A 21,499-nucleotide genomic window follows, 5' to 3' on the forward strand; every position below is an offset into this window, starting at 1 on the left:
ATAACGCGGCAGTGAGATGTCTTCCCGGCATCTCACTGTTGCTGGGAGGAGTGGCAGTTTGTTTGTCGTTTCTTCCAGCGATTGCGGGCTCCCTGCAATATGATCCTTCTGCAATTGCCGAGGGCCAACTGTGGCGGGTCGTGACTTGTCATTTCACACATTGGTCGCTGGATCATTTGATCTGGGACGCCCTCGCATTTGTAATTCTAGCTGCATTGTGCGAGACAACGGATCGTCGGTCATTCCTGTTGTGTCTGATCGCTTCGGCGGTGTTGATCCCGCTCTTCCTCGGTCTGTTGATGCCCGAAGTCGACGCTTACCGTGGACTCTCTGGGATTGATTCGGCTCTCTTTGTGCTGGCGGCAACAACCATCTTGCGAGAGAATGTGACCACTCGACGATGGGGGTGGGTTGTGGCGGCGGGTATGGTTCTTTGTGGATTCGCGGCCAAGATTGGCTTTGAATATGTGACCGGTCAAACTTTGTTTGTCGATAGCGCAGCTGCCGACATGGTGCCCATTCCGCTGGCCCATGTGGTGGGAGGATTGGTTGGAGTCGGAATCGGCGGGTGGGGTTGGATGAGCAGCGGACGATCCGTAGGCAGCCGCATCGCGTCACGCTTATCGCCGGCAACGTATCGGACTTCGAATTGAGGGTTGACTGTTTGACCAGTATACTGCCATCTTGTGGAGCGCTGCGCCATCCTCACTTCAACACTGACGGAGACCAGTCATGTCAAACCAACCGGTGGTCGAAAAGCGGGGTTGGATGCGGACGCTCGTTCGCTGGCTGGCAACCAAATACTACCCCACCATCGAGACGACCGGTTCTGAGCGGATCCCCCAAACGGGATCCGTTCTGCTGTGCGCCAATCATGCGAATTCGTTGATCGATCCGGTGCTGATCGGCATCGTTGCCCGCCGGCCGGTTCGGTTCATGGCCAAGGCACCGTTGTTCGATAACCCGTTGCTCGGCCCTCCGATGAGGGCATTGGGAATGATTCCCGCCTATCGCGGCAGTGACGATGCCCGTGATGTTCGTCGTAATATTGAAAGCCTGGACGTCGGTGCCAAGGCGCTGGTCGACGGCCTGGCCATGGGAATCTTTCCCGAAGGAAAATCGACCGACCAGGCGCATTTAGAAATGGTCCGTTCCGGCGCTGCGCGGATGGCTCTGCAAGCTGTCGCGGAAGGGGCCGACGACTTGTTGGTCATTCCGATTGGGATCACCTACGAATGCAAAGATGCGTTTCGCTCCTCCGTTTGGATTCAGGTGGGTGAGCCGATTGATGTAGCGGAGTGTCTGGCGGAGCATGACGGAAAGGAGCGGGTCGCGCGGCGCAGCTTGACTCAACTGCTCGAAGCGCGGTTGAAAGATGTTGTCGTGCATCTCGACGAACCAGACTGGGAACCATGGCTCGACGATCTGCAGTCGCTGGCCGAAGCACCTCGCGATGCCAACAAGGAAACGTCGCCGCCATTAAAACGACGGAAACGGATCGCCGATGCGATTAACTACTTCTTTGCCAAGGACCGCCCACGGGCAGAATCGGTGGCTGACGACATCAAGGCTTATCGCGACCATGTTCAGCAGGCCGGACTAACCATCGAATCGCCCGTGTTGCGGCTCCGCGGTTTTCGGGTCTTCGCCGAGATCGCCTGGGAGCTGTTTTGCCTGATCCTGTTGTTCTTCCCGGCACTGGCGGGAACGTTGCAGCATCTCGTTCCGTTTGTCATCGTTCGCGGGCTAGCGCCGTATTTTGACCAGCCCGGCCGCAAGACGATTGCCACCAGTCGGGTCTTTGTTGGTTTGCCTGCCTATTTGCTCTGGTATGCTGTCGTTGCTTGGTGGGCGTTTGGCTACTTTGCTCCCTGGTTTGCCTGGACCTGGATGATTGCTGCGCCGTTTTGCGGGGTGATCGCCATCCACTATTGGCGAAGGGCGGGCCGCGTCGCGCAGTTGATCTGGCATCAGATTCAAGTCACCATTGATCGCAAGACCTTATTGAACCTACGTCAGCAGGAAGCGGACTTGCGTACGGAGCTGCGTGGTTTGGCTGAGGATTATGAAGAAGTCTCGCCGCGGCCGATCAAGGAATTCCGTCCGTCTCGTAAAAGCCAAATCGGACGCATCGCCGGGCGAGCCCTCGTCGTATTGTTGGTCTTTGCGACTCTTTGGATTGCGCGTTATCGCCTTTTCGACGATCCACTCAGCGGGAGCGGGCTGGACGTCCAGCAGATTTCCCAGCGACGAATGACGGCCTTGGTTGATGCTGATGAACAAGAACTCAATCGGCTCATCGACGAACTGGATACCTTAGAAGCTCGGGCGACACGCCTTCAGCGCGATTTTAATGATGGCAACCGTTCATTCACAAATCAGGCGGATGACGATGACCTTCGGGAAGTCTTGCGACGCTACATGACCCACCGCGAAGCTCTGCTCCGGATCGTCTGGAAGTATCAACGCTATGCGGAAATTGAGAATGAGGAACTGCGTCTCCGCACCTTTCTGTTGGAATTTACAGCGGCCTCGATGCTGTATGAGGCGTCGCTCAAATTCGTCCATCAATTTGGTGACCGTTCTGAGGCAGTCGCCAAATTGAACGAGCCTGAACCGAACTGGGGAATTCCTGCCGGGTTGTACGACACGATTCGGCATAATCTCGCCAGTCCCCAGAATATCCGCATGTTCGAATTGGCGCGGCAGTACTATCACCAGGAGCATGTGCAACAGCAGTTGAAAACGCATGCACTCTTAACCTCGCCGCCTTACGATCGGTTTCACAATGCCATTGAGGATGCGGAAGCGACGATCCGTGAAATCAACGATTCGGTCTCCGCACGGGTCATCCAAGTCGCTGTTTCTGATTTGGGGAACCTGATTTATCATGCGCAATACGCGACACAATCGCTGGTTTCGACCTGGATTGGCGATTTTAAAATCCGGCAACCCCACGGGGGCGAACCGCTTATCGATAAGCAACAGTTGGCCCAATTGAGCGAGGTGCTTGAGCCGGGCGATATACTCTTGGAGCGGCGGAATTGGTATCTGTCCAACGCTTTCCTACCTGGCTATTGGCCGCACGGTGCGGTCTACGTTGGCACGACGGAAGACCTGAAGCGTTTGGGACTGGATACGAATGAATACGTCAGCAAACATTGGCACAAGTTCTCAGCCAATGATGAGGAAGGGCACCCCCATGTGATCGTGGAGGCGGTCAGCGAAGGCGTGATCTTCTCGTCGTTGGAACACTCGATCGGCGGCGCGGATTCGGTGGCCGTGCTGCGGCCCAGCGTCAGTGAACAAGAAAAAAAGGACGCGATCGTGAGCGCCTTTAGTTTCGCCGGACGGCCCTACGATTTTGAGTTCAACTTCGAAACGCCGTCGATGCTGGTTTGTACCGAAGTCGTGTTTCGTGCCTATGGCGGGAATGCCGGCACGATTCAGTTTCCGCTGGAAGAAATCATGGGGCGGCAAACCATGCCGGCCATCAACCTGGCGCGCAAGTTCGACGAGGAATACGGCAACGACGCTGCTCAGTTTGAATTCGTTGCTTTTATTGATGGTGATGAAGTGGCGGAAACCTCACGATTCGTTACCGATGCAGAGGCATTTCGCAATACCGTCGATCGCCCCGCTAGTTCGTTTGTCCAATCCTCCGACCCCATCGCGCTGAAAAGCATCGGCCCGCTCGGAAGGACGTTGGCATTTCTTACACTACTTGCCGCCGTGTGGGCTGTGGCAGCGCCGCTCGCGCGGCGACTCAGGTCTCCGAAACTGGCGGTGTCGAATGAACCGGAATCGACGGAGCCACCCCCTGGCCAATAATCCCCGATTGGTCTCTCAACTTGCTCAGGACAGGTTTAAAATTCAAGAATCATAGCCGGGCTGTGCCGGAGAATAATGCTCGCCAAATCTTCCATGTCGCTGTGTGGCCATGATAAGAAACATCTCTGCTGGAGCTTTACTCTCCCATGACTTTGTCTTTTTGGACCGGGTATTCATCCTATGAAAACGAACCTACTGTGTTGGGCTCTCTTCGCCACGATCACTTCCCTCCTCACGGCGGAGGAACCGGCGAGATTTGACCGCTCTGTCAAAGTAACCCAAAACTTCGAAGCGGCGATTCCCCACCCTGCACAGCAGAAGGCAGTCGCGGAGAAGCTTGCGGCTCTGGAAAAAAAGACGGGACGGAAGCCTAACATTCTCTGGCTGGTGGTGGACGACATGGGGTACGGCGACCCCGGATGCTATGGCGGAGGAGAGGTCATCGGTGCAGCCACGCCTAACATAGATCGATTGGCAGTAGGCGGCTTGAAGCTGACTTCGTGTTACTCGCAACAAACCTGCACGCCCACGCGAGCGGCAATTTTGACAGGGCGACTTCCGGTTAGAACGGGATTAACACGCCCGATCTTGGCGGGGGACAAGGTCACGAAAAATCCCTGGGAAGGGGAGGTTTCGCTCGCAACGTTATTAAGTGAAGCAGGCTATTACACGCTACTGACCGGTAAGTGGCATATTGGTGAAGGAAAAGGGATGCGACCGCACGACGTGGGATTCGACGAATTCCTCGGTTACTACCCCGCCCAGAAAGAAATCTCGCAGCGTGTTGATGAACGACGCTATCCTGGACTTGTACTCGATCCGGATCGCATGAAAATGTTTGAAGGCGTTGGTCCCGACGATCACCTGACGCATGGCTTTAAAGGGGGCAAAACCGAGCAGTTGGCACAGATCAAATCGACTGAGGACATGGGCAAAGCGGACCAGGTTCTCGCCGATTTCACGATCGCGCAAATCAAGAAACTTGCTCAAGGGGACAAGCCGTTCTTTATCGAGCATTGCTTCATGAAGGTCCATTGCGACAACTTCCGCAACCCGGACTTGGGAGTGCTGAGCGAGAGCAAATATGCCTATAAGGAAGCGGTCGCGGAAGTTGATCTGCATGTGGACGAAATCGTAAAAGCGCTCGATGAGGCGGGAGTTTTGGAGAACACGTTTGTTTTCTTCACCTCAGATAACGGTCCCCAAATGGATGCCTGGCCCGATTCTGGTTACACCCCTTTCCGTGGCGCGAAGGGAACCACCTTTGAGGGAGGCGTCCGTGTGCCGGGAATCGCCTATTGGAAGGGAATGATCAAGCCGGGACGGACCAGCAATGATGTGTTCGACCTGATGGATCTGTTCGGCACAGCGATGACACTTGCAGGCGTCGCAATCGATAAACTTCCGGACGACCGGTATTACGACTTCATCGACCAGACTTCGTTTCTATTGGAGGATGAAGGGAAGTCTAATCGTGAAGCGGTGTATTTTTGGTGGGGGACGGAGTTGATGGCGATTCGGATGAAAGAGTACAAGGGGCACGTGAAAGTGGTCCTCCCGCAGTCCACGCACATGCACATCGATCTTGCGCTGGTCCACGATGTCGGTCTGGCCCCGTGGATCTTCAATCTGCATCTCGATCCCAAGGAAGAGATGACTGTCGGCCACCGCCGCGATCCTTGGCTGGCATCCGTACTGGGGAAATTGAAAGCCCATGCAGCGACCATGAAAAAGTATCCCCCGAAGAATATTGGGCTATAGAATTCTCTACTTAATTATTCACCCAGCTTGCCCCCCGCATACAGAGAATGACTTAGCGCGTGTTTGTTTCACCGGAATCTGAGTTCTTTTCTCTCTTCAACAATCCTTCATCCTTCTTTGATAAAACGTTCATGCGAAGTGATGAGTCGGCGAATTATGGGATTGATGAAGGTTTTTGGGGATGAATGAGACGCAGGTGGAGCAGGTTGCGAAGGGGGATGATGCCTCTTCGCAATTTGGCGGTGGGCAGCGTTGGGGATTTTTGTTCGCACCGGTGGATATCGCGTCGATTGTTGTCTTCCGGATCTTATTTGGCGGCATCATGCTGTGGCATGTCTCCAAATACTATCGCGACGACATGATCGCGTTTTACTACATCAAGCCTCCCTTCCATTTGACCTTTTACGGACTGGAATGGATTCGTCCCTGGCCGGGCGATCTGATGTACTTGCATTTTGCCGTCATGGGCGTCGCCGCCTGTCTGGTGCTCATCGGGTGGTTTTACCGCGCGGCGACCATTGTGCTGTTTTTGACGTTCACCCACCAGTTTTTGATCGAAAAGTCGCTGTATCAGAACCACTATTATTTAATGGCTTTGATCAGCTTTTTGATGATATTCATCCCCGCTCACCGGGCATTTTCGGTGGATGCGCTTTTTCGCCCCAAAGCCGCCAGTCAAACGATTCCTGCTTGGTCGTTGTGGTTACTGCGGATTCAGTTGGGGATTGTCTATTTCTACGGCGGACTGGCCAAAATTAATGTCGATTGGCTGCACGGTTGGCCGATGCGGATCTGGCTGCGGCGGCATACCGATTTTCCGGTTCTGGGAGACTATGTCCACCAGGAATGGTGCGTCGCGTTTTTTACCTACGGCGGGTTGTTGTTCGACCTACTTGTGGTCCCGATGCTGCTTTGGAAGCGGACGCGGATGCTGGCGTTCATGATCGCGATCTCTTTTCATCTGTTGAATTCGCAATTGTTTAGCATTGGCGTCTTTCCCTGGTTCATGATTGGGGCGACGTTGATTTATTTCTCCCCCAGTTGGCCGCGGACGCTTGTCTATAAGCTGTTGTGGATTCCGGGCCGGAGGCCGCTCCCAGCGGCAGCGCCTGTGAAAGCAAAGCTCACCAGCCGGCAAAAGCTGACGGTCGCCTTACTGGGGGTTTATCTGACAGTGCAGATCCTGGTCCCCTTTCGTCACTTCCTCTATCCGCAAAGTGAGAGTTGGACCGAAGAGGGACACTTTTTTGCTTGGCATATGATGCTACGCGAGAAGCTGGTCGGCCTACGGTTCTATGCGACCAATCCCCAGACGGGCAATTCGGGTAGTCTGGATATCCGCCCCTACGTCACCGAACGGCAGATCCGGCGACTGGGGAAAGACCCCGACATGATCCTCGACTTCGTGCATTTTCTGCACGGTGAACTCTTGAAGCAGGGCAACGATGAGATCGAGATTCGTGTGCTAGCGCTCGCGGCACTCAACGGCCGCAAACCGCAGCCGTTGGTCGACCCCACGATTGATCTCGCCCAGGTCCCCCGCACGCTGTTCCACCAAAAGGAGATCATCGTGCCGCTCACCGAACCGCTCCGTGAAGAGGCGTGGGAGGTGCCGTTACTTGATTGGGAGCAGCACCCCGACTTGGCGAAGTACTTCACCAGCGAAAAACGTTGAGGCGATGTGTTGCCATCCTGGTTAGAGCGTGTTTTCAATCTGGGAGGTCGAGGCTTCTGTCGAATCGCGATAAACCTTATCGCTTGCCTTGGCCATGGAAATCTCCAGGCTTCCCCTACCCAACGCCCCCAATGCGGCTCAGCAGGAGCTTCGCCCTCCCGAGACGCATTCTTGGCACAGAGCAGGGTGGCCGCCGGGATTTATCTTCTCTTCCGCTTCGGCGGGTGCGTCAGTTCAATGTCAAACACGTTGTCGCTGATGTCTTTGACTTCCAGGGGCTGTTCCTGCACGCCGCAGGCATAGCCTTGGTCTTTGACCGGTGCTTCATCGTCTTCGGGGTCGAGTTGCATGACCCGCACGTTGTGCATGCCGACTTTGGCACCATCTTCGTCGTAGTAAGTGGAGATCACGAATTCGCCTTTTTCGTTGAGGACTCCACGCCCCGGTTTGCCGATATCCGTATCAACTTCCCCTGAAGTGGGATCCTGCATCGGCAGGAAATAGACGATGCCTTCGGTCAAAAGCTCGCCATCGCATTTGACGGTCCCGCGTACCGGAGCCACCGGTTTTTCATGATCATTTCCGCAACCGACAGCAACGGGCAGGAGTGACAGAAGCAGCAAGGCGGCACTGAGTGTTTTGGTTCGATCCATGGTAAATTACGAGAGGTTTCATTCAATAAAGAGGCAGGAAACGTTTTTAACAAAGGCCCCGTGGAGAACAGGGCGGAGGGATTTGTGGAATGCACGTGAGTGGAAAACACGGAAAGGTCGCATGTGCGACCTTCCCGCGATTTAACATTCGCATTCTACTCGGCGTGCTGAGCAGGCCGACCTTAGAATTCGCCAACGACGTTGCCGTCAGCTTTGTCGCCCAGATCCGAGTATGTCTGGCCATCGATGTTTTCGCTTATGAAATGCACCGAGCCGTCTGCAAAGAGGAAAAACACGCCCCCTGTATGCTGGCTGGCGAAACAGTCATCGCAGATGGCTCCATTCGGGGGCTTGGTGGGTTGCGTTTCCTTAACAACATTTTGATGTTGGTCGTTCGTGCCGATCCAAACCGGGAAATCTTTGGCGTTACTAGATGTATCATTTATGGTGGACGGATCGGTATCACGCGCAGCCTGGGTGTTGCCTTCGCCCACACAGATCGTATTGGAAGTGCCATCGATGACATTTCTGATCCGTGTCGGGGAGTTGTTGTCCTTGATCTTTCCGAACATGCCTGTGATCGACCCGCCACCGGACCCCAGACACGCGCTGTAGTCGTTCTTGGCGTGACCTCCCAGGTCAAAGGGCGCTCTTGCACCGACGCGGAGGAAGCTGTGCGTTCGTAGTGTGGAGGAGGGGCAAGTATAGACCGCGAGCACCGTGTCGGTTACGCCGGGCTGTAACAAAATTGGCTTGTCTTCTCCGACGATTTCTCCGTCGTTAGAGAAGTCAATTTGTTTGTACAGGTTTCCTTGGTCCAGGCCGGGAAGAATGAAGGCGGCCCAGCCGAAATCGTCGTCGCCAAACAGCGTGCCGGGCGGGAAAGTCAGGGAAGTATCGTGGTAGTTGTGTAGGGCGAGACCGATTTGCTTGAGGTTGTTGCGGCATTGAGTCCGCCGGGCCGCTTCACGTGCTTGTTGTACGGCCGGCAGCAGCAGAGCGATGAGGATCGCAATGATCGCAATCACCACCAGCAGTTCAATGAGAGTAAATCCTTTGAATGATTTCCGAGTCTGCATCAAAATAGTTCCTGTATTCCTAAGTGTGGAAAAGAAAAACGATGAAAATTGTCAGGCCGAACGAGTAGGAGTGTTCGTGACGATTTTCAAAAAAGAGACCTAATGGTCTCGGGTGGGTTCATTCACAAGCACGAATCGCTAGATAGTCGATTTGTGTGAAGATTTGACAAACGCTCGCTCAAGTTTTGAATGCGTGGACACGAAAAAGCGAATTTTTAAAAAACTGGTGAGTGGCGGAGTCGTGACTCAGCCGGCGCCAGGGCCGTCGATGAGACAATTGGGCAGCTTTTTCCAAAGATCTTCTAGGCCCGCGCGGGTAATCCGAGAATCGCCTAGCTGGATCTGTTCGAGTTGCGTCAACTCTTCAAAATGAACCAAACCGGCATCGGTGATCTGTGTTCCGCCCACCATCAATGCCGTCAATTTGGGCAGTTTTTCCAGAATGACCGGCTTCAAGACCGCCATACCGTCATCCGAGATGTTCGTCTCGTTGAGGAACAAGACTTCAAGCGCAGGAATATTGCCTAAAGCTTCCAGTCCGGAGTCGTCCACCTTGGTTTTACAGAGGTTCAGCCAGGTTAAACTCTCCTGATGGGCCAAATGTGTTAGCCCTGCGTTGTCCACGAGCGTGCCTTGCAGGTACAGCCGTTCCAACTGGGGAAGACTCTGCACGTGGGCTAGACCCGGTCCGCTCACCTGGGTGTCCGTGAGGTTGAGCAACTTGAGTTTGGAGAGATTCGCAAGGTGCTCCAATCCGGAGTCGTTGATTTTTGATCCTTGTAACGAGAGTTGTTCTAGGTTGGAGAACGAACTCAATGGCGTCCAGTCGGTGATTTCTGAATTGTGGATGAAAAGTTTTTTCAGTTGCTTTAGTCCAGAAAGTTTTTTCAAACCAGCATCGGTTATTGGTGCGCCTTTGATTTCCAAGCTCTTCAGCGTCTCGATTTTTCCGATCGTTTCCATCTGTTCATCGGTGAAATCCTCACCTTTGATGATGGCCAAGGATTGCACTTCGCCTGCAGTGTTCGTGGTCACTTTTGCGCCGAGAGCTTCTAGGTTCGCCGTGGCGGGATGCTGTGCGTTCGACCCGCTGCAACCTGAAATCAGTAGTAGTCCAGTGAATGTACTGATCAAAAAACCGGGCCATTGAGCGAGCTTTGCATGGGGGAGAATCTGAAAGGACACAGCCGTCTTTCCTCGTTAATTATCGATGAATGTGAAAAACCAGGGGGTGGAGGATTTGCATTCTCCAAGTTGGTTGGGCTAGGGTAGCGACTCTTTGTGAGTTTTTAACGAACAAAGACTCAGCCAGTTCACACAGATCATCAGACCTTGCCGCTGTCACGCCAAATGGATTGGATCGGCCGAGGTTTCAAAGGAATTTTCCCCATGCAAGCACGCGTTAAGTTCATCTGCAGTTTGGCAACGGTTTTAGGATTAGCGCTGGCGGTCTACGTGGCCCGTCCCGATCGTTCCCCAGCCAATGATCAAGAAAAGCCCCCGGAAGCGGTTGCGGAAGAAATTCTCCACCGCCCGACAGCAATGCCGGATCGCATCCTCTTGACCTGGAACGACGACGTCGCCACGACGCAAGCGGTGACATGGCGAACCGATACGTCGGTCAAAAAAGGCTATGCGCAAATCGCCTTGGCCGAGGATGGACCGATGTTTACGACGAAATCGAAAGATGTTTCCTCAACAAAACAATTGCTGGATTCCGACCTGGGCCAGGCGCATTACCACACGGCGCATTTCACGGATCTGACACCGAAAACGCTGTATGTGTACCGTGTGGGGGATGGCGTGAATTGGAGTTCTTGGACTCATTTTCGCACGCCCAGCACAGAGGCTGAGCCGTTTACGTTTATTTACTTTGGCGATGCTCAGAACAATCTCAAAGCGCATTGGTGGCGGGTTTTTCGCGAAGCTTATGCCGATGCGCCCCGGGCGCAGTTTATGTTGCACGCGGGCGATTTGATCAATCGCGGCAGCCGGGACGCGGAATGGGGCGATTGGGTGCGGGCCGGCGGATGGGTGAATGCGATGATCCCCAGCGTGGCGATTCCCGGCAACCACGAGTACTCCAAGTATGATCCCAACGGCAATGAATACCCCGACGGTCAGCGGCAGCTATCCACGCATTGGCCGGTCCTGTTTGAATTCCCCACCAACGGACCCGACAGCCTCTCGGAATCGGCCTATTGGTTCGACTTTCAGGGAACACGTTTCATTTGCCTTAACAGCAACGAGCAGATTGATGTGCAAACGCCCTGGCTGGAAGGAGTTCTCAAGGACAATCCCAACAAATGGACAGTCGTGACGCACCACCATCCGATTTACCCGTCCAGCCGCGCACAAAACCCAGAAATCCGCGATGGCTGGCAGCCGCTGTATGACAAATACGGGGTCGATATCGTCCTGCAAGGCCACGACCATAGCTACGGCCGCACCGGTTTGATGGGCTATGAACAGAATCTACCGACCGGTGTGACCGTCCAAAGTGAAAAAGCGGGAACGCTCTACGTCGTGTCGGTCAGTGGCCCCAAACAATACGGCCGCAACGATTTCCCGTTCGTGCGACGGGCGGAAGATACGCAGTTGTATCAGATCATTACCGTCGATGGTGACGAGTTGCGCTACGATGCACGCACGGCCACTGGAGCCTTGTACGATGCATTCACATTGCGCAAACGGGACGGTGAGGTCAACGAGTTGATCGAACGCGTTCCCGATACGCCTGAATACCGCCGCCCTGAAATCAAGAAAAAGCCATAATCTTCAGCGGCCCTGGTTATCGTCGTGCAGCAACTGTTTTTTCGGCTCGGTCCAGCCGGGCTCTCATCACGGACAAAACGTCGGTGTGTTTCGCAGAGGTCGCGAGGTTGACGTGCTCCGCGGGGTCTTGCTGCAGATCATAGAGTTCCTCACCATCCGGCCAACGTGCGTAGCGCCAGTGGTCTGCTCGGATCGCTTTGCCAAATTTTCGGCCACGTCTTACGACTGTGTAGACAAATTCCTTGCCAGGCAACGCAGGATCAGAAAGCATGGGAACCAAGCTGGTACCTTGCAGATCCTCGGGAGGAGTCACCGCACAGAGTTCGGCGAGCGTGGGGTAGAGATCGATCAGTTCCACCAGGCCGTCGCTGGACGAGCCGGGTTGTGTGAGGCGAGGAACGCGAATCAAAAGCGGCACACGGTTGCAGACCTCGAATAGTGTCACCTTGCCCCACATAAAATGCTCACCAAGCTGATAACCGTGATCGGAAGTCAGCACGACGATCGTGTTCTCCCACAGGCCGTTTCGCTTCAAGCCTTCTAGCAACAGGCCAATTTGTGCATCGATGAAGGAAATGCAGGCGTGGTAGGCTTGAGTGTATTCGCGTCGGAGAGCGTCGTTTTCAATGCCCAACTCGAAACCGAAACCCTGAAATCGTTTGACCATTGCCGTGCGCGGGGCTTGGTTCCAGAATCCAGCTGGAGTCAATGAAAACTGCAAGCTTTCCTGGGGATACAGCTTGAAGTAGGCATCGGGGGCGAGAAACGGAACGTGGGGTTTTTGGATTCCACAGACGATGAAGAATGGCCGTTCGCCGTTGCGTTTTTCATCAAGCCACGACACAACCTGCCGGACATTTTTGCCATCCTTGTGTTGTTCGTCACGAAGTCCGGAGGGGCCGTATCCTGGGCGCGGCCGACCATGCGTCTGCGTCGAAAGTGTACCCAAATGCTTCTTCCAAAGACGACGATTCTTGCCTTTGTCGACGGGGCCGTGCTTGGCTTCAAAAACCTTTTTAGCTGCAAGTACGTGCGGCATTTCATCGTTTTCGAAACGCTGGAATTTGTTCCAAGCGAGCGGGCCTTGCTCATGTTGTGGCGAATGAAAAACCTTTCCTACAGACGCCGTCCAATACCCTTGTTCTTTGAAACATTGCGGCAAGGATCGCGTGTTGGGGCGCGTCGTTCGGATGTCGCTTTTATTGTCGAGAACCCCGGTCGATTCGGGATACAGCCCGCTGAGAAATGAAGCCCGCGACGGTCCGCAAACGGGATATTGGCAATACGCCCGACCGAACGTCATCCCGGCCTTCGCGAGGCCCTCCAAATTGGGTGTCTTGATGTGCGGATACCCAGAGGTCGAAACGTGAGTGTTGAGATCATCGCAAACAATAAACAGCACATTCGGCCGCGGCGTGGGGTCCGCAGCACGACTACTGCTCACAGACAATACACCAGTGAGCAACAGGAAAAGAGCGACTCTCATTTGATTGAATCCTGGGGGTTTGCGTTTGATTTCTTCAACTTTTTCTCAGCAGCTCGTTGTCGCTTGCGTTCTGCGCGCTGCCTGCGGCGTTCTTTCTTGCGGTCCGTTAACTGATCCGCTGGACGATCCTCCCAGCGTTTGCTGCCGCCGGAAATCGGTGCGGCCATTTCCCCGATCCATTGGTCGAAGGCGCTGTTCATTTTTTTAACCCTCTCGGGATGTTCGGCAGCTAAGTCGGTTTTTTCTCCCGGATCGTGAGCCAGATTGAACAATTGCTGCTTGTCCTTCATCGCGTGCAGCTTCCAGTCCCCGCTGCGGACCGCCCACTCGCCACTATCGCCCCCTTCGCTCCAATACAGTGTATCGTGGTGAGCTGTGCTTTGGTCGGTGAGCAGTGGCAGCAGGCTCTTGCCGTCGAACTCGTTTTTCGTTTCAGGGTTCGTAGCGACCGCATCAAGAACCGTGGGCAGGATGTCGAGTGAGATTACCGGCGTATTGACGGTGCGTCCGCCGGAAAACTTTGCCGGCCAACTGACGATGAACGGTGTACGGATTCCCCCTTCATAGAGGCTGCCTTTGAAGCCACGCAGCGGAGTGTTATTCGCACTCATGGCCTTGGAGCCACCGTTGTCGGTCAGAAAAAACAGAATGGTGTTGTCGAACAATTCTTCCTGCTTGAGTTTTTCGACAACCCTGCCGATCCCATCGTCCAGGTGCTTTAACATCGCCATCAGAATCACACGTTTGTCGTCCAGGTCGGGAAACTTTTTGCGGTATTGTGCAATGGTCTCCTGCGGCGCCTGAGGCGGGGCATGAACCGCGTTGTAAGCCAGATAGAGAAAAAACGGTCGTGTTTTGTTCCGTTCGATAAACGCAATGGCCTCTTCGGAGAGACGGTCCGTCAAATAGCCTTCATCGTCGATCCGCTCTTTATTGCGATAGAGAGGATGCGCGGATTTGCTTTCGGTGTCGGAATGCAAGTCGAAATAATCGTGCCCACCGCGCCCCATGAACTTGTAGCATTCATCGAAGCCACGGTTCATCGCGTGCCATTTGAGTGCGGGGTAATCCTCATCTAGACCGAGGTGCCATTTGCCAATTGCGGTCGACACGTATTCGCCGGGAAGAAATGCGGGGAAGATTGGTAGTTGCGGGTCAAAGCCACGTCCGCCATCGCCGGCGGAATAGACTCCGACGCGTTGCTGATAACGCCCCAACATCAGCCCGGCTCGGGTGGGAGAGCAGACATGCCCACTCGTGTAAGCCTGTGAAAAGGTGACTCCCTCTTTCGCCAGCGCGTCCATGTGAGGTGTCGATACCTCTTGGGGGTGATGCGGATTGAGGCTGATGTCAGCGAATCCCTGATCGTCTGTCAGGATCACCACGATATTGGGAGGAGTGGTTGCGGCGTTGAGCGACGCACCAGCAATTAATACCAAAGGGACACAAATCGCCGTGGTCATCTTCATGGGGGCACTCCGGACGGATGATCGTCATCATGATGACTACTACAAGTAGTTTCAAAACCCTCTGACGCGTCACGCATATACGTGTATTTTAGATTCCTGAACAGGCGCAACCGAGTTTTGAAACTGGTTTGCCTTGTTGAAAACACCACTTGAATTGTTAGCCGCAGCGCGCTAAATGTAACTGCTATGAGCAACCCCCATCAACCGAACGTGCTGTTGGAAGTCGCTTCACTGTCGATGCGGCTGTCTACGAAATTCGTCCAGCCTTATTCGCACCCCAAAAGCCCGCAGAAATTCACGCAGTCGCAATTGCTGACAATCCTGATTCTCAAAGCGTACTTGAAAACCACCTATCGCGGCATCATCGACATCCTCGGCGCGTCCGACCAACTGCGAGAACGGATGGAGCTCACGCGTTTGCCGCACTACTCGACGTTGAAATACTTCGCCGATCGCTCGCACGTCCTGGAAATCACTGACGCCATGCTGGCGGAGATCATCAAGGAATTTGCCGCTGATGCGGACGAGGCATCGATGGATTCGACCGGTTTGGAAACGTCGTCGGCCAGTGCACACTTTCGCGTACGGAGCGGAAAAACACGAAAGAAATACGTGAAACTCTCGGTCTGTGTTGTGGCTGGATCGATGTTGCCAGCCGGCTTGGTGGTCGGTTGGGGGCCGGGAAACGACAAATGCGAAGCGCCTGAATTATTGGAGAAAGTGCGGCATGTTACGCAGCCCAAACGGCTGTTTGCCGACGCGGGTTATGATGCCGAGTGGATTCACATGTACTGTCGCGAGGGCTGGGGCGTGCAAAGTTGGATTCCGCCGGCGGTGCATCGTGCGGACGGCAGCGTGGGCGGCGAGTATCGACAACAGATGACGAAGCAGCGGCTGAAGAAAAATGGTTACGGCCGGCGTTGGCTAGTGGAATCGTTCATGAGCGGTTTGAAACGGACGATGGGTTCTGCGCTCGCTGCCCGCTCCGAAAGCAGCCTCATTATTGAAGCCGGCCTCAAAGTCCTCGCTTATGCCTTGCGGCGTTAGCGACCAGCGTGGGGTAATCGGTCAGTTTTCAACAAGGCAAAACTGGTTCTAGTCGCATCGAGAAATCTCTTGAGGCGACGGAATGGAACCGTTCGCCTTAGGAAAACTCCAAGTCGTCATCGCGGGCTTGAACGGCTTGTTTCACAAGTATGATCTTTTTTTCCGCGGGTGCGTAGGAGACCTCGTCCATGATCGCCGGAATCATTACAAAGCCGCTCAACCAAGATCTGTCGGCTGCTTGCGATTCCAGATCGGGGGGCAATCGAGAAACATCGATTCCCGCTCCCTCGTGACTGATCGTGAAGGTTGCTTGTTCACGATTGATGACCGTATGCAGTTCGATACTGCGTTCGGTTGCCGGGGATTCCATTCGCTGTTGGATCGCCACCTCCTGAAACTCAGAGTCTGTCCAATGGCCGTTTAGAGCCAGTTCAAGGTTTCCGTGATGGTGGGCGATCCACAAACCGTGTCCCACGGCGACTGCGACGCGAACGCGTTCTGCTTCATCACCCAAGGGAAGACATCGCAAGACCTCTTGGATGCGATCGACGAGTGGCGAAATCAACTCGGGATCGTTCTGAAGCCGGAATCGACAATCCAGGTCCTGTAGTGAGTGAAACAACCGCGAATGCAGACGGTCTGCGCTTGATGCGTCGAACAGTCGTCGGACGGCTTGCGGCAAATGTGAGCTCAACGATGCTTTGGGGACATAGCCGGACGCACCGATTTTCAGGGCCTCGGCGGCAATTTTTTCACTGCCCAGGGCAGTCATAATAATCACCGGCACCGAGGGGTGTTCCTCACGCAGGGCTGCAACCAACTCAAGCCCGTTCATCTCGGGCATCTGCAAGTCGGAAACAACCAGGTCGGGCCGCGTCGAGGAAATCTGATCCAATGCTTCGCGACCATTTGTTGCAAAGGAGAGGATGATATCTTCTTCGCGTTCCAGTAATCCGCCCGCCAGTGCACGATCAATTCCAGAGTCGTCGACGATCAAAACGTTCGGCATGGATCTGTTTTCTATTTTGCAGGATCACCAAGGCGATCATGCATCGGTGGTTAAGTCCCAGCGTTTACGTGGTGTTGGTTCTTCGTCTTCCGATTCATCAACGATCTTGTCAATGTCTCGATTTGATAATCCCAGCTGTGCCATCAGCGGTTTTCTGAATTGGAAGTCAGGCTCGTCTGGAAGGGGACGCGGGCCTTGTCCCTCGTATTCCAATTGAAAACGTTGATCGGCGATCGAAAACTGTTGTTGGGGCAACACCCAACCTTCTTTACAACTCTGTCCTTCGATGCGGACACCATTGTGACTTCCCAGGTCCTTGATACGCCAGTAACCATCGGTCAATGATAACTCGCAATGTTTGCCCGAAATTGTTTTTTTAGGGATCACAATATCGCAGGGCGGTTTGCGCCCGATGATCACGGGGGTTTTTGTGAGTTGATGGACCACACCTCCGCCGACCGGCACCAATCGTCCCAGCGGCCCGGCCATGACTGGCTTGCGTGATCCCTGCCCCTGGGGCCCACGCTGCTTCGCAGCCACCGAGCGTCCCGTTCCAAGATTGTGCTTGGGGGCCTCAAAGCTGATCCGATAGCGATGCTTGCCGATGGCAATCTCGTCGCCAGGCATCAGACGCTGCCGTTTGCAGATGCTGCCATTGATCTTCAATCCGCCGGGACTGCGCAGATCGTCGATGTACCACCAACCATCGATCAGCTCCAACAGACAATACGCATTTTCCTGAGAGAGACGCCCTGTTGAAGCGCTCTTTTTCTCTCGGCCCATAAACAGTCGCGGTTTGTTGAGCGCAACCGATCGGCCCCCTGAAGCTGGCATGAGGTATCCGTACATGCGGTCGATTATATGCCGTCAGCAATGGGCTGTAAACTACGGTCAAACCGGATAAATGATCGTTCTCTAAGCTATAAGAGTGGTTCTGGAAAGCGTTTTCCCTTGCTGAAAATAAGTGACGGCAACCCCCATTGTGATTTTTTTTACAATCGGTGAGAAAGTTGGAGAGATCAAAGAAACCTAGACAGCGGTGTATTGTGAATAATTCACTCGGCTATCTAGGGGAAGGGGACACGGCATGAATTGTTGACAGGAATTGGATCACTGCGAACTGCCGCCCCAAGCGGAGTCTTGCCCAATATTTATATCGCAGTCTGCGGACTCAGCGTGCTATCCTGTTGCAATCGCCAAGTATTGATCTGAACTCGATCGGGAGGGTTAGCCATGAAGCCGCGTTGGACGTTGACCGTTGCCATGACGTTGTTTCTTGGAACGATGATGGCTTTGTGTCTCACTTCGGCGAATCAAGCAGCGGAACAACAATTCACCGCTGCAAAGTCGAACGCGGAGATGGGGCCCTCAGGAAAAATTGAATACGATTCCGGATATTTTGCGACGGCGATCAGCATTCCCGATGATCCTTTCTTTTCGGGAATCACAAATATCACCTTGGAGGGTCCGGAACTTACGGATCGTGGCGGAGCAGCTACGATTTCAATTCGAAACAGCAAAGCTACATTCAACGACTTCGGCGACGCTGAAGTTTTGGAAAAACGAGAAACACGACAGTTTGACGTAACGCTCGAGCCGATTCCTGCGCCGGACTTCTCCAACGAAGGACGTCATATTTTCAATCTTGTTTTCCCAGAAGGTCAATGGGAAAACCGAATCTATTTTGTTTGGTCACCAGGAACCATTACCGCTAGTCGGCTGTTGATACGGCGCGGCGATGGCAAGCTTCCGGATCTCGTGATCAAAACCGATCGCCGCCGTTTTGAGAATGAAATCTCCCTCGCGTATATATTGCCATCAGAAAATCAAATTCCACAGAAAGGGAGACCAGCGAGCGAGGACTTGTCTGATGGACTCGGGCTACAGAGCTACCATTTCCAGTCAAAAGACGTCAGTCAAACAGAAGGCGAACATCAAGGCTTCATAAGGTTCGGCTGGGATTTCGAAGGCCCGCTTAAATTAACTCACGATTTCAATCGCACGCATTTCACCCCTTTTGGCAACCCTGGAATGTCGACCGCAGCTCTCTTCTTACCACTTGTGTTCAAAGTAACGGAAACGTCGACCGAAGATTCAGTGGGGCTTGGACGCCGTCTGTTCCAGCTTGAGTATCACTCACGCAGCGGGATAGGATTCCAAGAGGGTGATGACTGGAAACCGCCGTTCGACTATTCGCTTGTGCTCGCTCCCCAAATCGATGGTCCCCATCGGTTGATTATCAGACAGCAGGGTCAGATTCGCCACGTGCTGCCGCTACACAATGCGGGTTGGAGGCGTTATCAGCAAATGCGCATAATTCTTGCTCAAACATCCAAGCAGGAGCAAGAAGCAATCCCCGAGATGCGTAGGCTTGTTGGTAATCGGCTGAGCTTCGTAGTTCAAGAAGACCAAGTCATTTCAATATCATTTCGACAACTCGTTAAAGGGGGCGCCGCGCTGGCTCACCTTGAACAATTTCCACGCTTGAAAGGCCTTAGCTTCGGTGTCTGCCGCGACCTAACACCAGACGAACTTCGACCTCTCAAAACACTTACGCAACTGGAGAGTTTGTCCTTTAGTGCGACGCCCATTTCGGACGCCGTTTTGGCCCATTTAGCGCCACTGGAGCATCTAAAGTTTCTTCAGATAAAAGAAAGTCGGCACTTTTCTAATGAGGGACTAGAAGACATTCCCCATATCTCAGATGCAGGCCTGGAGTCGATCGCTCACCTCGTCAACCTGAACAACTTGAGCCTCTGCGGCCCCGGCGTCACGGATGCCGGACTAAAATATCTTCACAAGTTGAAGGTACTCAAGCGGCTTTATTTCCAGGCGACCGGAGTCACGCTGATGGGACTCTATGACCTTTCGAAACAACTACCCGATACCGAGATCCAAGCAGCACGATTAACTACCCAAAACGGACGCGACACCTGTTCATTCAAAATCCACGGGAAACGACAGATGGTTTGGATAAGCGGGCGAGCCGACGACTCGGTCTTGCAGCAATGCGCCAAGTGTGAAGGAATCACAACATTGAGCTTCTCGGGTGTACACGCCGTCACGGACGAAGGCCTCGGCGACATTGCGAAAATGAACGACCTGGAAGGACTGGTGATCCAGCATGCCAAGCTGATTACCGATGAAGGGCTTAGCCAGCTTAAACATCAAAAGAAATTGAAATCCCTGGATTTATGGAGTTGCAGGAGCATCACTGACAACGGCTTAGAGCATCTTCATGGGCTGACTGAGCTGAAATCGCTACAACTCGGGGGAACACAGGTCACTCAGGCTGGGATCAATCGACTCCAGAAGGCGCTCCCTGCGTGCGAGATCGAGAAATGAAATATAGACCAAAATAGAGTAGCCCCTGACGCGACCACGGTACGTCGCCATTCTGCATTAAAGCAACCGGTTTGGCTTGGCCCAACGAATTCGTGAGAGCAGTACATCGCCACGGGCTTTGTCGCGCGGCATCCATTCGCCGACTGTGACCCACGATTCCTCCGGGCTGGCATTGGTGACGTTGAAGTTGCCCATCAAGGCCACGTGGTCGGCATCATTCACGCCGTCTCCCGCCAACGGCAGTACAACTCGTTCCGTCGCTCGGATCAGTCGCAACGTCTTGGGATCAACCTGAGCCATAAACAACGGGGAACGCCAGCGGATCACATTTCGGTTGGACGCATCTTTTCGCGTGTAGACGAGGAACAACCCATCGGAATGCGTGAGCCAATGTTGTTGCGTGGTTGACATGGTCAGCGGTGTTCCATCATCCCAGGTCCAAGGGGTTTTGTCGTTCCAGTTCAGACCGTCGTCGCTGACGCTCACATAGCCGCGATCATCTTCGGCGCGCATCGTCAGGTAAAAGCGTTTGCCAAAACGTGTGAGCGACGGTTCCAGCAGACCACGTTTGTGGGGATGCGTCAGGGCCGGCCCGATTTGCTTAATGCGCAGCGTCTCGCCGTCGAATCCGCAGCGGACTCCGGCGACCGAGCGGTGTGTCGGTTTGTCGCCGAATGTCAACGCGAGCAAAATGTCGCCATCGGGCAGGATCACACGTTGGCCACAATTGTTCGTATAAATAAACGAGCCGCGCGGATCATCCCATTCTAATCGTTTCCGCTCGGACCACGATCCGTCCTGTTTTCTCACGGAATAGACGGGATACCTTGCCAACTGGTCGCCGCGGGCAAAACGTGGACCCCGGTAGAAAACAACGTGCCCCATTGCCAGGACCGATTTGGTCAGTTCGTGATACTGAGGAACCACGTCACAAACGCCCGCCTGGAGTCCCTCGTGATCGGGGACCGGAACGCGACCCAGTGAGGGAATCGGTTGCGGCTCAGTCCAGACTTTGCCGAGATCCTCTGACGTCGACCAATGGACCGGCCCAAAATAATCGGAACCACCGATCACTTGTAACGTCATCAACGCCATGGGAACGCCATCCTGATCCGGCAGCCGACATGCGCGGGGATGAAACCACGTGACCGACTTCCCATCACGATTGCGCCACAACGTCTCTGTCGTAATCGAACGCACCAGCTCGTTGTTGGATTGGGCCAAAGCCGGACTAGCCAGCATGACGGCTCCGGCGGCGAGAAACTGACGGCGATCGAGGTGATGGATCATGGGAGAGGGTCCTGTTGTTATTGTACTGAACGCTTGGGGCTGAAGGTGTAAACAAAAATAAGAAAACAAATGGCCGTCC

Annotated in this window: 15 protein-coding genes; 7 read left to right on the top strand and 8 right to left on the bottom strand. The window is 54.0% G+C overall.

The features are described 5' to 3' along the window. The first annotated feature begins 11 nt into the window (after nt 1-11). From rrtA to Mal52_RS04335, 4 genes are all read left to right on the top strand, one after another. Entirely contained in the window at nt 12-653 is a 642-nt protein-coding gene (gene rrtA, locus Mal52_RS04320; RefSeq protein WP_197534654.1) for a rhombosortase, read from the top strand. A gap of 79 nt (nt 654-732) precedes the next feature. Continuing rightward, nucleotides 733-3,831 carry a 1-acyl-sn-glycerol-3-phosphate acyltransferase gene (locus Mal52_RS04325; RefSeq protein ID WP_145374490.1) on the top strand — a complete coding sequence of 1,033 codons (3,099 nt, stop codon included), beginning with the start codon at nt 733-735 and terminating at the stop codon, nt 3,829-3,831. A gap of 180 nt (nt 3,832-4,011) precedes the next feature. Next, nucleotides 4,012-5,592: an arylsulfatase gene (locus Mal52_RS04330; RefSeq protein WP_145374491.1), complete on the top strand. Its 1,581-nt coding sequence runs from the start codon at nt 4,012-4,014 to the stop codon at nt 5,590-5,592. A gap of 181 nt (nt 5,593-5,773) precedes the next feature. Continuing rightward, on the top strand, nt 5,774-7,267 hold the full coding sequence (locus tag Mal52_RS04335) for an HTTM domain-containing protein (protein ID WP_145374492.1): 1,494 nt from the start codon (nt 5,774-5,776) through the stop codon (nt 7,265-7,267). A 200-nt stretch (nt 7,268-7,467) separates the two neighbouring features. Here Mal52_RS04335 and Mal52_RS04340 read toward each other — a convergent pair whose 3' ends face one another. The 3 genes from Mal52_RS04340 to Mal52_RS04350 all read right to left on the bottom strand — a co-directional run bounded on the left by Mal52_RS04340 (nt 7,468) and on the right by Mal52_RS04350 (nt 10,184). After that, nucleotides 7,468-7,920, bottom strand: a complete 453-nt coding sequence (locus Mal52_RS04340; RefSeq protein ID WP_145374493.1) for a hypothetical protein — start codon at nt 7,918-7,920, stop codon at nt 7,468-7,470. A 182-nt stretch (nt 7,921-8,102) separates the two neighbouring features. Then, a complete protein-coding gene (locus Mal52_RS04345; protein ID WP_145374494.1) occupies nt 8,103-8,999 on the bottom strand; it encodes a DUF1559 domain-containing protein in 897 nt (298 codons plus the stop codon). A gap of 246 nt (nt 9,000-9,245) precedes the next feature. After that, nucleotides 9,246-10,184 carry a leucine-rich repeat domain-containing protein gene (locus tag Mal52_RS04350; RefSeq protein ID WP_145374495.1) on the bottom strand — a complete coding sequence of 313 codons (939 nt, stop codon included), beginning with the start codon at nt 10,182-10,184 and terminating at the stop codon, nt 9,246-9,248. 204 nt (nt 10,185-10,388) lie between these two features. On the opposite strand from Mal52_RS04350, the gene Mal52_RS04355 reads away from it, so the two are divergent. Next, on the top strand, nt 10,389-11,774 hold the full coding sequence (locus Mal52_RS04355) for a purple acid phosphatase family protein (protein WP_145374496.1): 1,386 nt from the start codon (nt 10,389-10,391) through the stop codon (nt 11,772-11,774). A gap of 16 nt (nt 11,775-11,790) precedes the next feature. Here the strand turns inward: Mal52_RS04355 and Mal52_RS04360 are convergent, their stop codons facing one another. Both Mal52_RS04360 and Mal52_RS04365 read right to left on the bottom strand, forming a co-directional pair. After that, nucleotides 11,791-13,260, bottom strand: a complete 1,470-nt coding sequence (locus Mal52_RS04360; RefSeq protein WP_145374497.1) for a sulfatase — start codon at nt 13,258-13,260, stop codon at nt 11,791-11,793. Next, the gene (locus Mal52_RS04365) at nt 13,257-14,729 is read right to left on the bottom strand and encodes a sulfatase-like hydrolase/transferase (RefSeq protein WP_145374498.1); all 1,473 of its coding nucleotides are present in this window, start codon (nt 14,727-14,729) and stop codon (nt 13,257-13,259) included. Before Mal52_RS04365 ends, Mal52_RS04360 begins: the two co-directional genes overlap by 4 nt. Nucleotides 14,730-14,915: 186 nt before the next feature. On the opposite strand from Mal52_RS04365, the gene Mal52_RS04370 reads away from it, so the two are divergent. Continuing rightward, entirely contained in the window at nt 14,916-15,776 is an 861-nt protein-coding gene (locus tag Mal52_RS04370; protein ID WP_145374499.1) for a transposase, read from the top strand. A 97-nt stretch (nt 15,777-15,873) separates the two neighbouring features. On the opposite strand, the gene Mal52_RS04375 is transcribed toward Mal52_RS04370, so the two are convergent. Both Mal52_RS04375 and Mal52_RS04380 read right to left on the bottom strand, forming a co-directional pair. Continuing rightward, nucleotides 15,874-16,785: a response regulator gene (locus tag Mal52_RS04375; RefSeq protein WP_145374500.1), complete on the bottom strand. Its 912-nt coding sequence runs from the start codon at nt 16,783-16,785 to the stop codon at nt 15,874-15,876. Nucleotides 16,786-16,821: 36 nt separating this feature from the next. Beyond that, the gene (locus Mal52_RS04380; protein ID WP_197533701.1) at nt 16,822-17,619 is read right to left on the bottom strand and encodes an FHA domain-containing protein; all 798 of its coding nucleotides are present in this window, start codon (nt 17,617-17,619) and stop codon (nt 16,822-16,824) included. A 399-nt stretch (nt 17,620-18,018) separates the two neighbouring features. On the opposite strand from Mal52_RS04380, the gene Mal52_RS04385 reads away from it, so the two are divergent. Further along, nucleotides 18,019-20,130: a leucine-rich repeat domain-containing protein gene (locus Mal52_RS04385; protein ID WP_145374502.1), complete on the top strand. Its 2,112-nt coding sequence runs from the start codon at nt 18,019-18,021 to the stop codon at nt 20,128-20,130. A gap of 57 nt (nt 20,131-20,187) precedes the next feature. On the opposite strand, the gene Mal52_RS04390 is transcribed toward Mal52_RS04385, so the two are convergent. After that, complete coding sequence (locus tag Mal52_RS04390; protein ID WP_145374503.1) at nt 20,188-21,420, bottom strand: sialidase family protein; 1,233 nt, start codon at nt 21,418-21,420, stop codon at nt 20,188-20,190. Nucleotides 21,421-21,499: the final 79 nt, after the last annotated feature.

It is taken from the genome of Symmachiella dynata, from assembly GCF_007747995.1.
In the GTDB taxonomy this organism is placed as follows: Bacteria; Planctomycetota; Planctomycetia; order Planctomycetales; family Planctomycetaceae; genus Symmachiella; species Symmachiella dynata.

Coding starts and splice junctions, on each gene's coding strand:
- Mal52_RS04325 (WP_145374490.1), top strand. CDS start 733: ATGTCAAACCAACCGGTGGTCGAAAAGCGGGGTTGGATGCGGACGCTC.
- Mal52_RS04330 (WP_145374491.1), top strand. CDS start 4,012: ATGAAAACGAACCTACTGTGTTGGGCTCTCTTCGCCACGATCACTTCC.
- Mal52_RS04335 (WP_145374492.1), top strand. CDS start 5,774: ATGAATGAGACGCAGGTGGAGCAGGTTGCGAAGGGGGATGATGCCTCT.
- Mal52_RS04340 (WP_145374493.1), bottom strand. CDS start 7,920: ATGGATCGAACCAAAACACTCAGTGCCGCCTTGCTGCTTCTGTCACTC.
- Mal52_RS04345 (WP_145374494.1), bottom strand. CDS start 8,999: ATGCAGACTCGGAAATCATTCAAAGGATTTACTCTCATTGAACTGCTG.
- Mal52_RS04355 (WP_145374496.1), top strand. CDS start 10,389: ATGCAAGCACGCGTTAAGTTCATCTGCAGTTTGGCAACGGTTTTAGGA.
- Mal52_RS04360 (WP_145374497.1), bottom strand. CDS start 13,260: ATGAGAGTCGCTCTTTTCCTGTTGCTCACTGGTGTATTGTCTGTGAGC.
- Mal52_RS04365 (WP_145374498.1), bottom strand. CDS start 14,729: ATGAAGATGACCACGGCGATTTGTGTCCCTTTGGTATTAATTGCTGGT.
- Mal52_RS04370 (WP_145374499.1), top strand. CDS start 14,916: ATGAGCAACCCCCATCAACCGAACGTGCTGTTGGAAGTCGCTTCACTG.
- Mal52_RS04375 (WP_145374500.1), bottom strand. CDS start 16,785: ATGCCGAACGTTTTGATCGTCGACGACTCTGGAATTGATCGTGCACTG.
- Mal52_RS04380 (WP_197533701.1), bottom strand. CDS start 17,619: ATGCCAGCTTCAGGGGGCCGATCGGTTGCGCTCAACAAACCGCGACTG.
- Mal52_RS04385 (WP_145374502.1), top strand. CDS start 18,019: ATGAAGCCGCGTTGGACGTTGACCGTTGCCATGACGTTGTTTCTTGGA.
- Mal52_RS04390 (WP_145374503.1), bottom strand. CDS start 21,420: ATGATCCATCACCTCGATCGCCGTCAGTTTCTCGCCGCCGGAGCCGTC.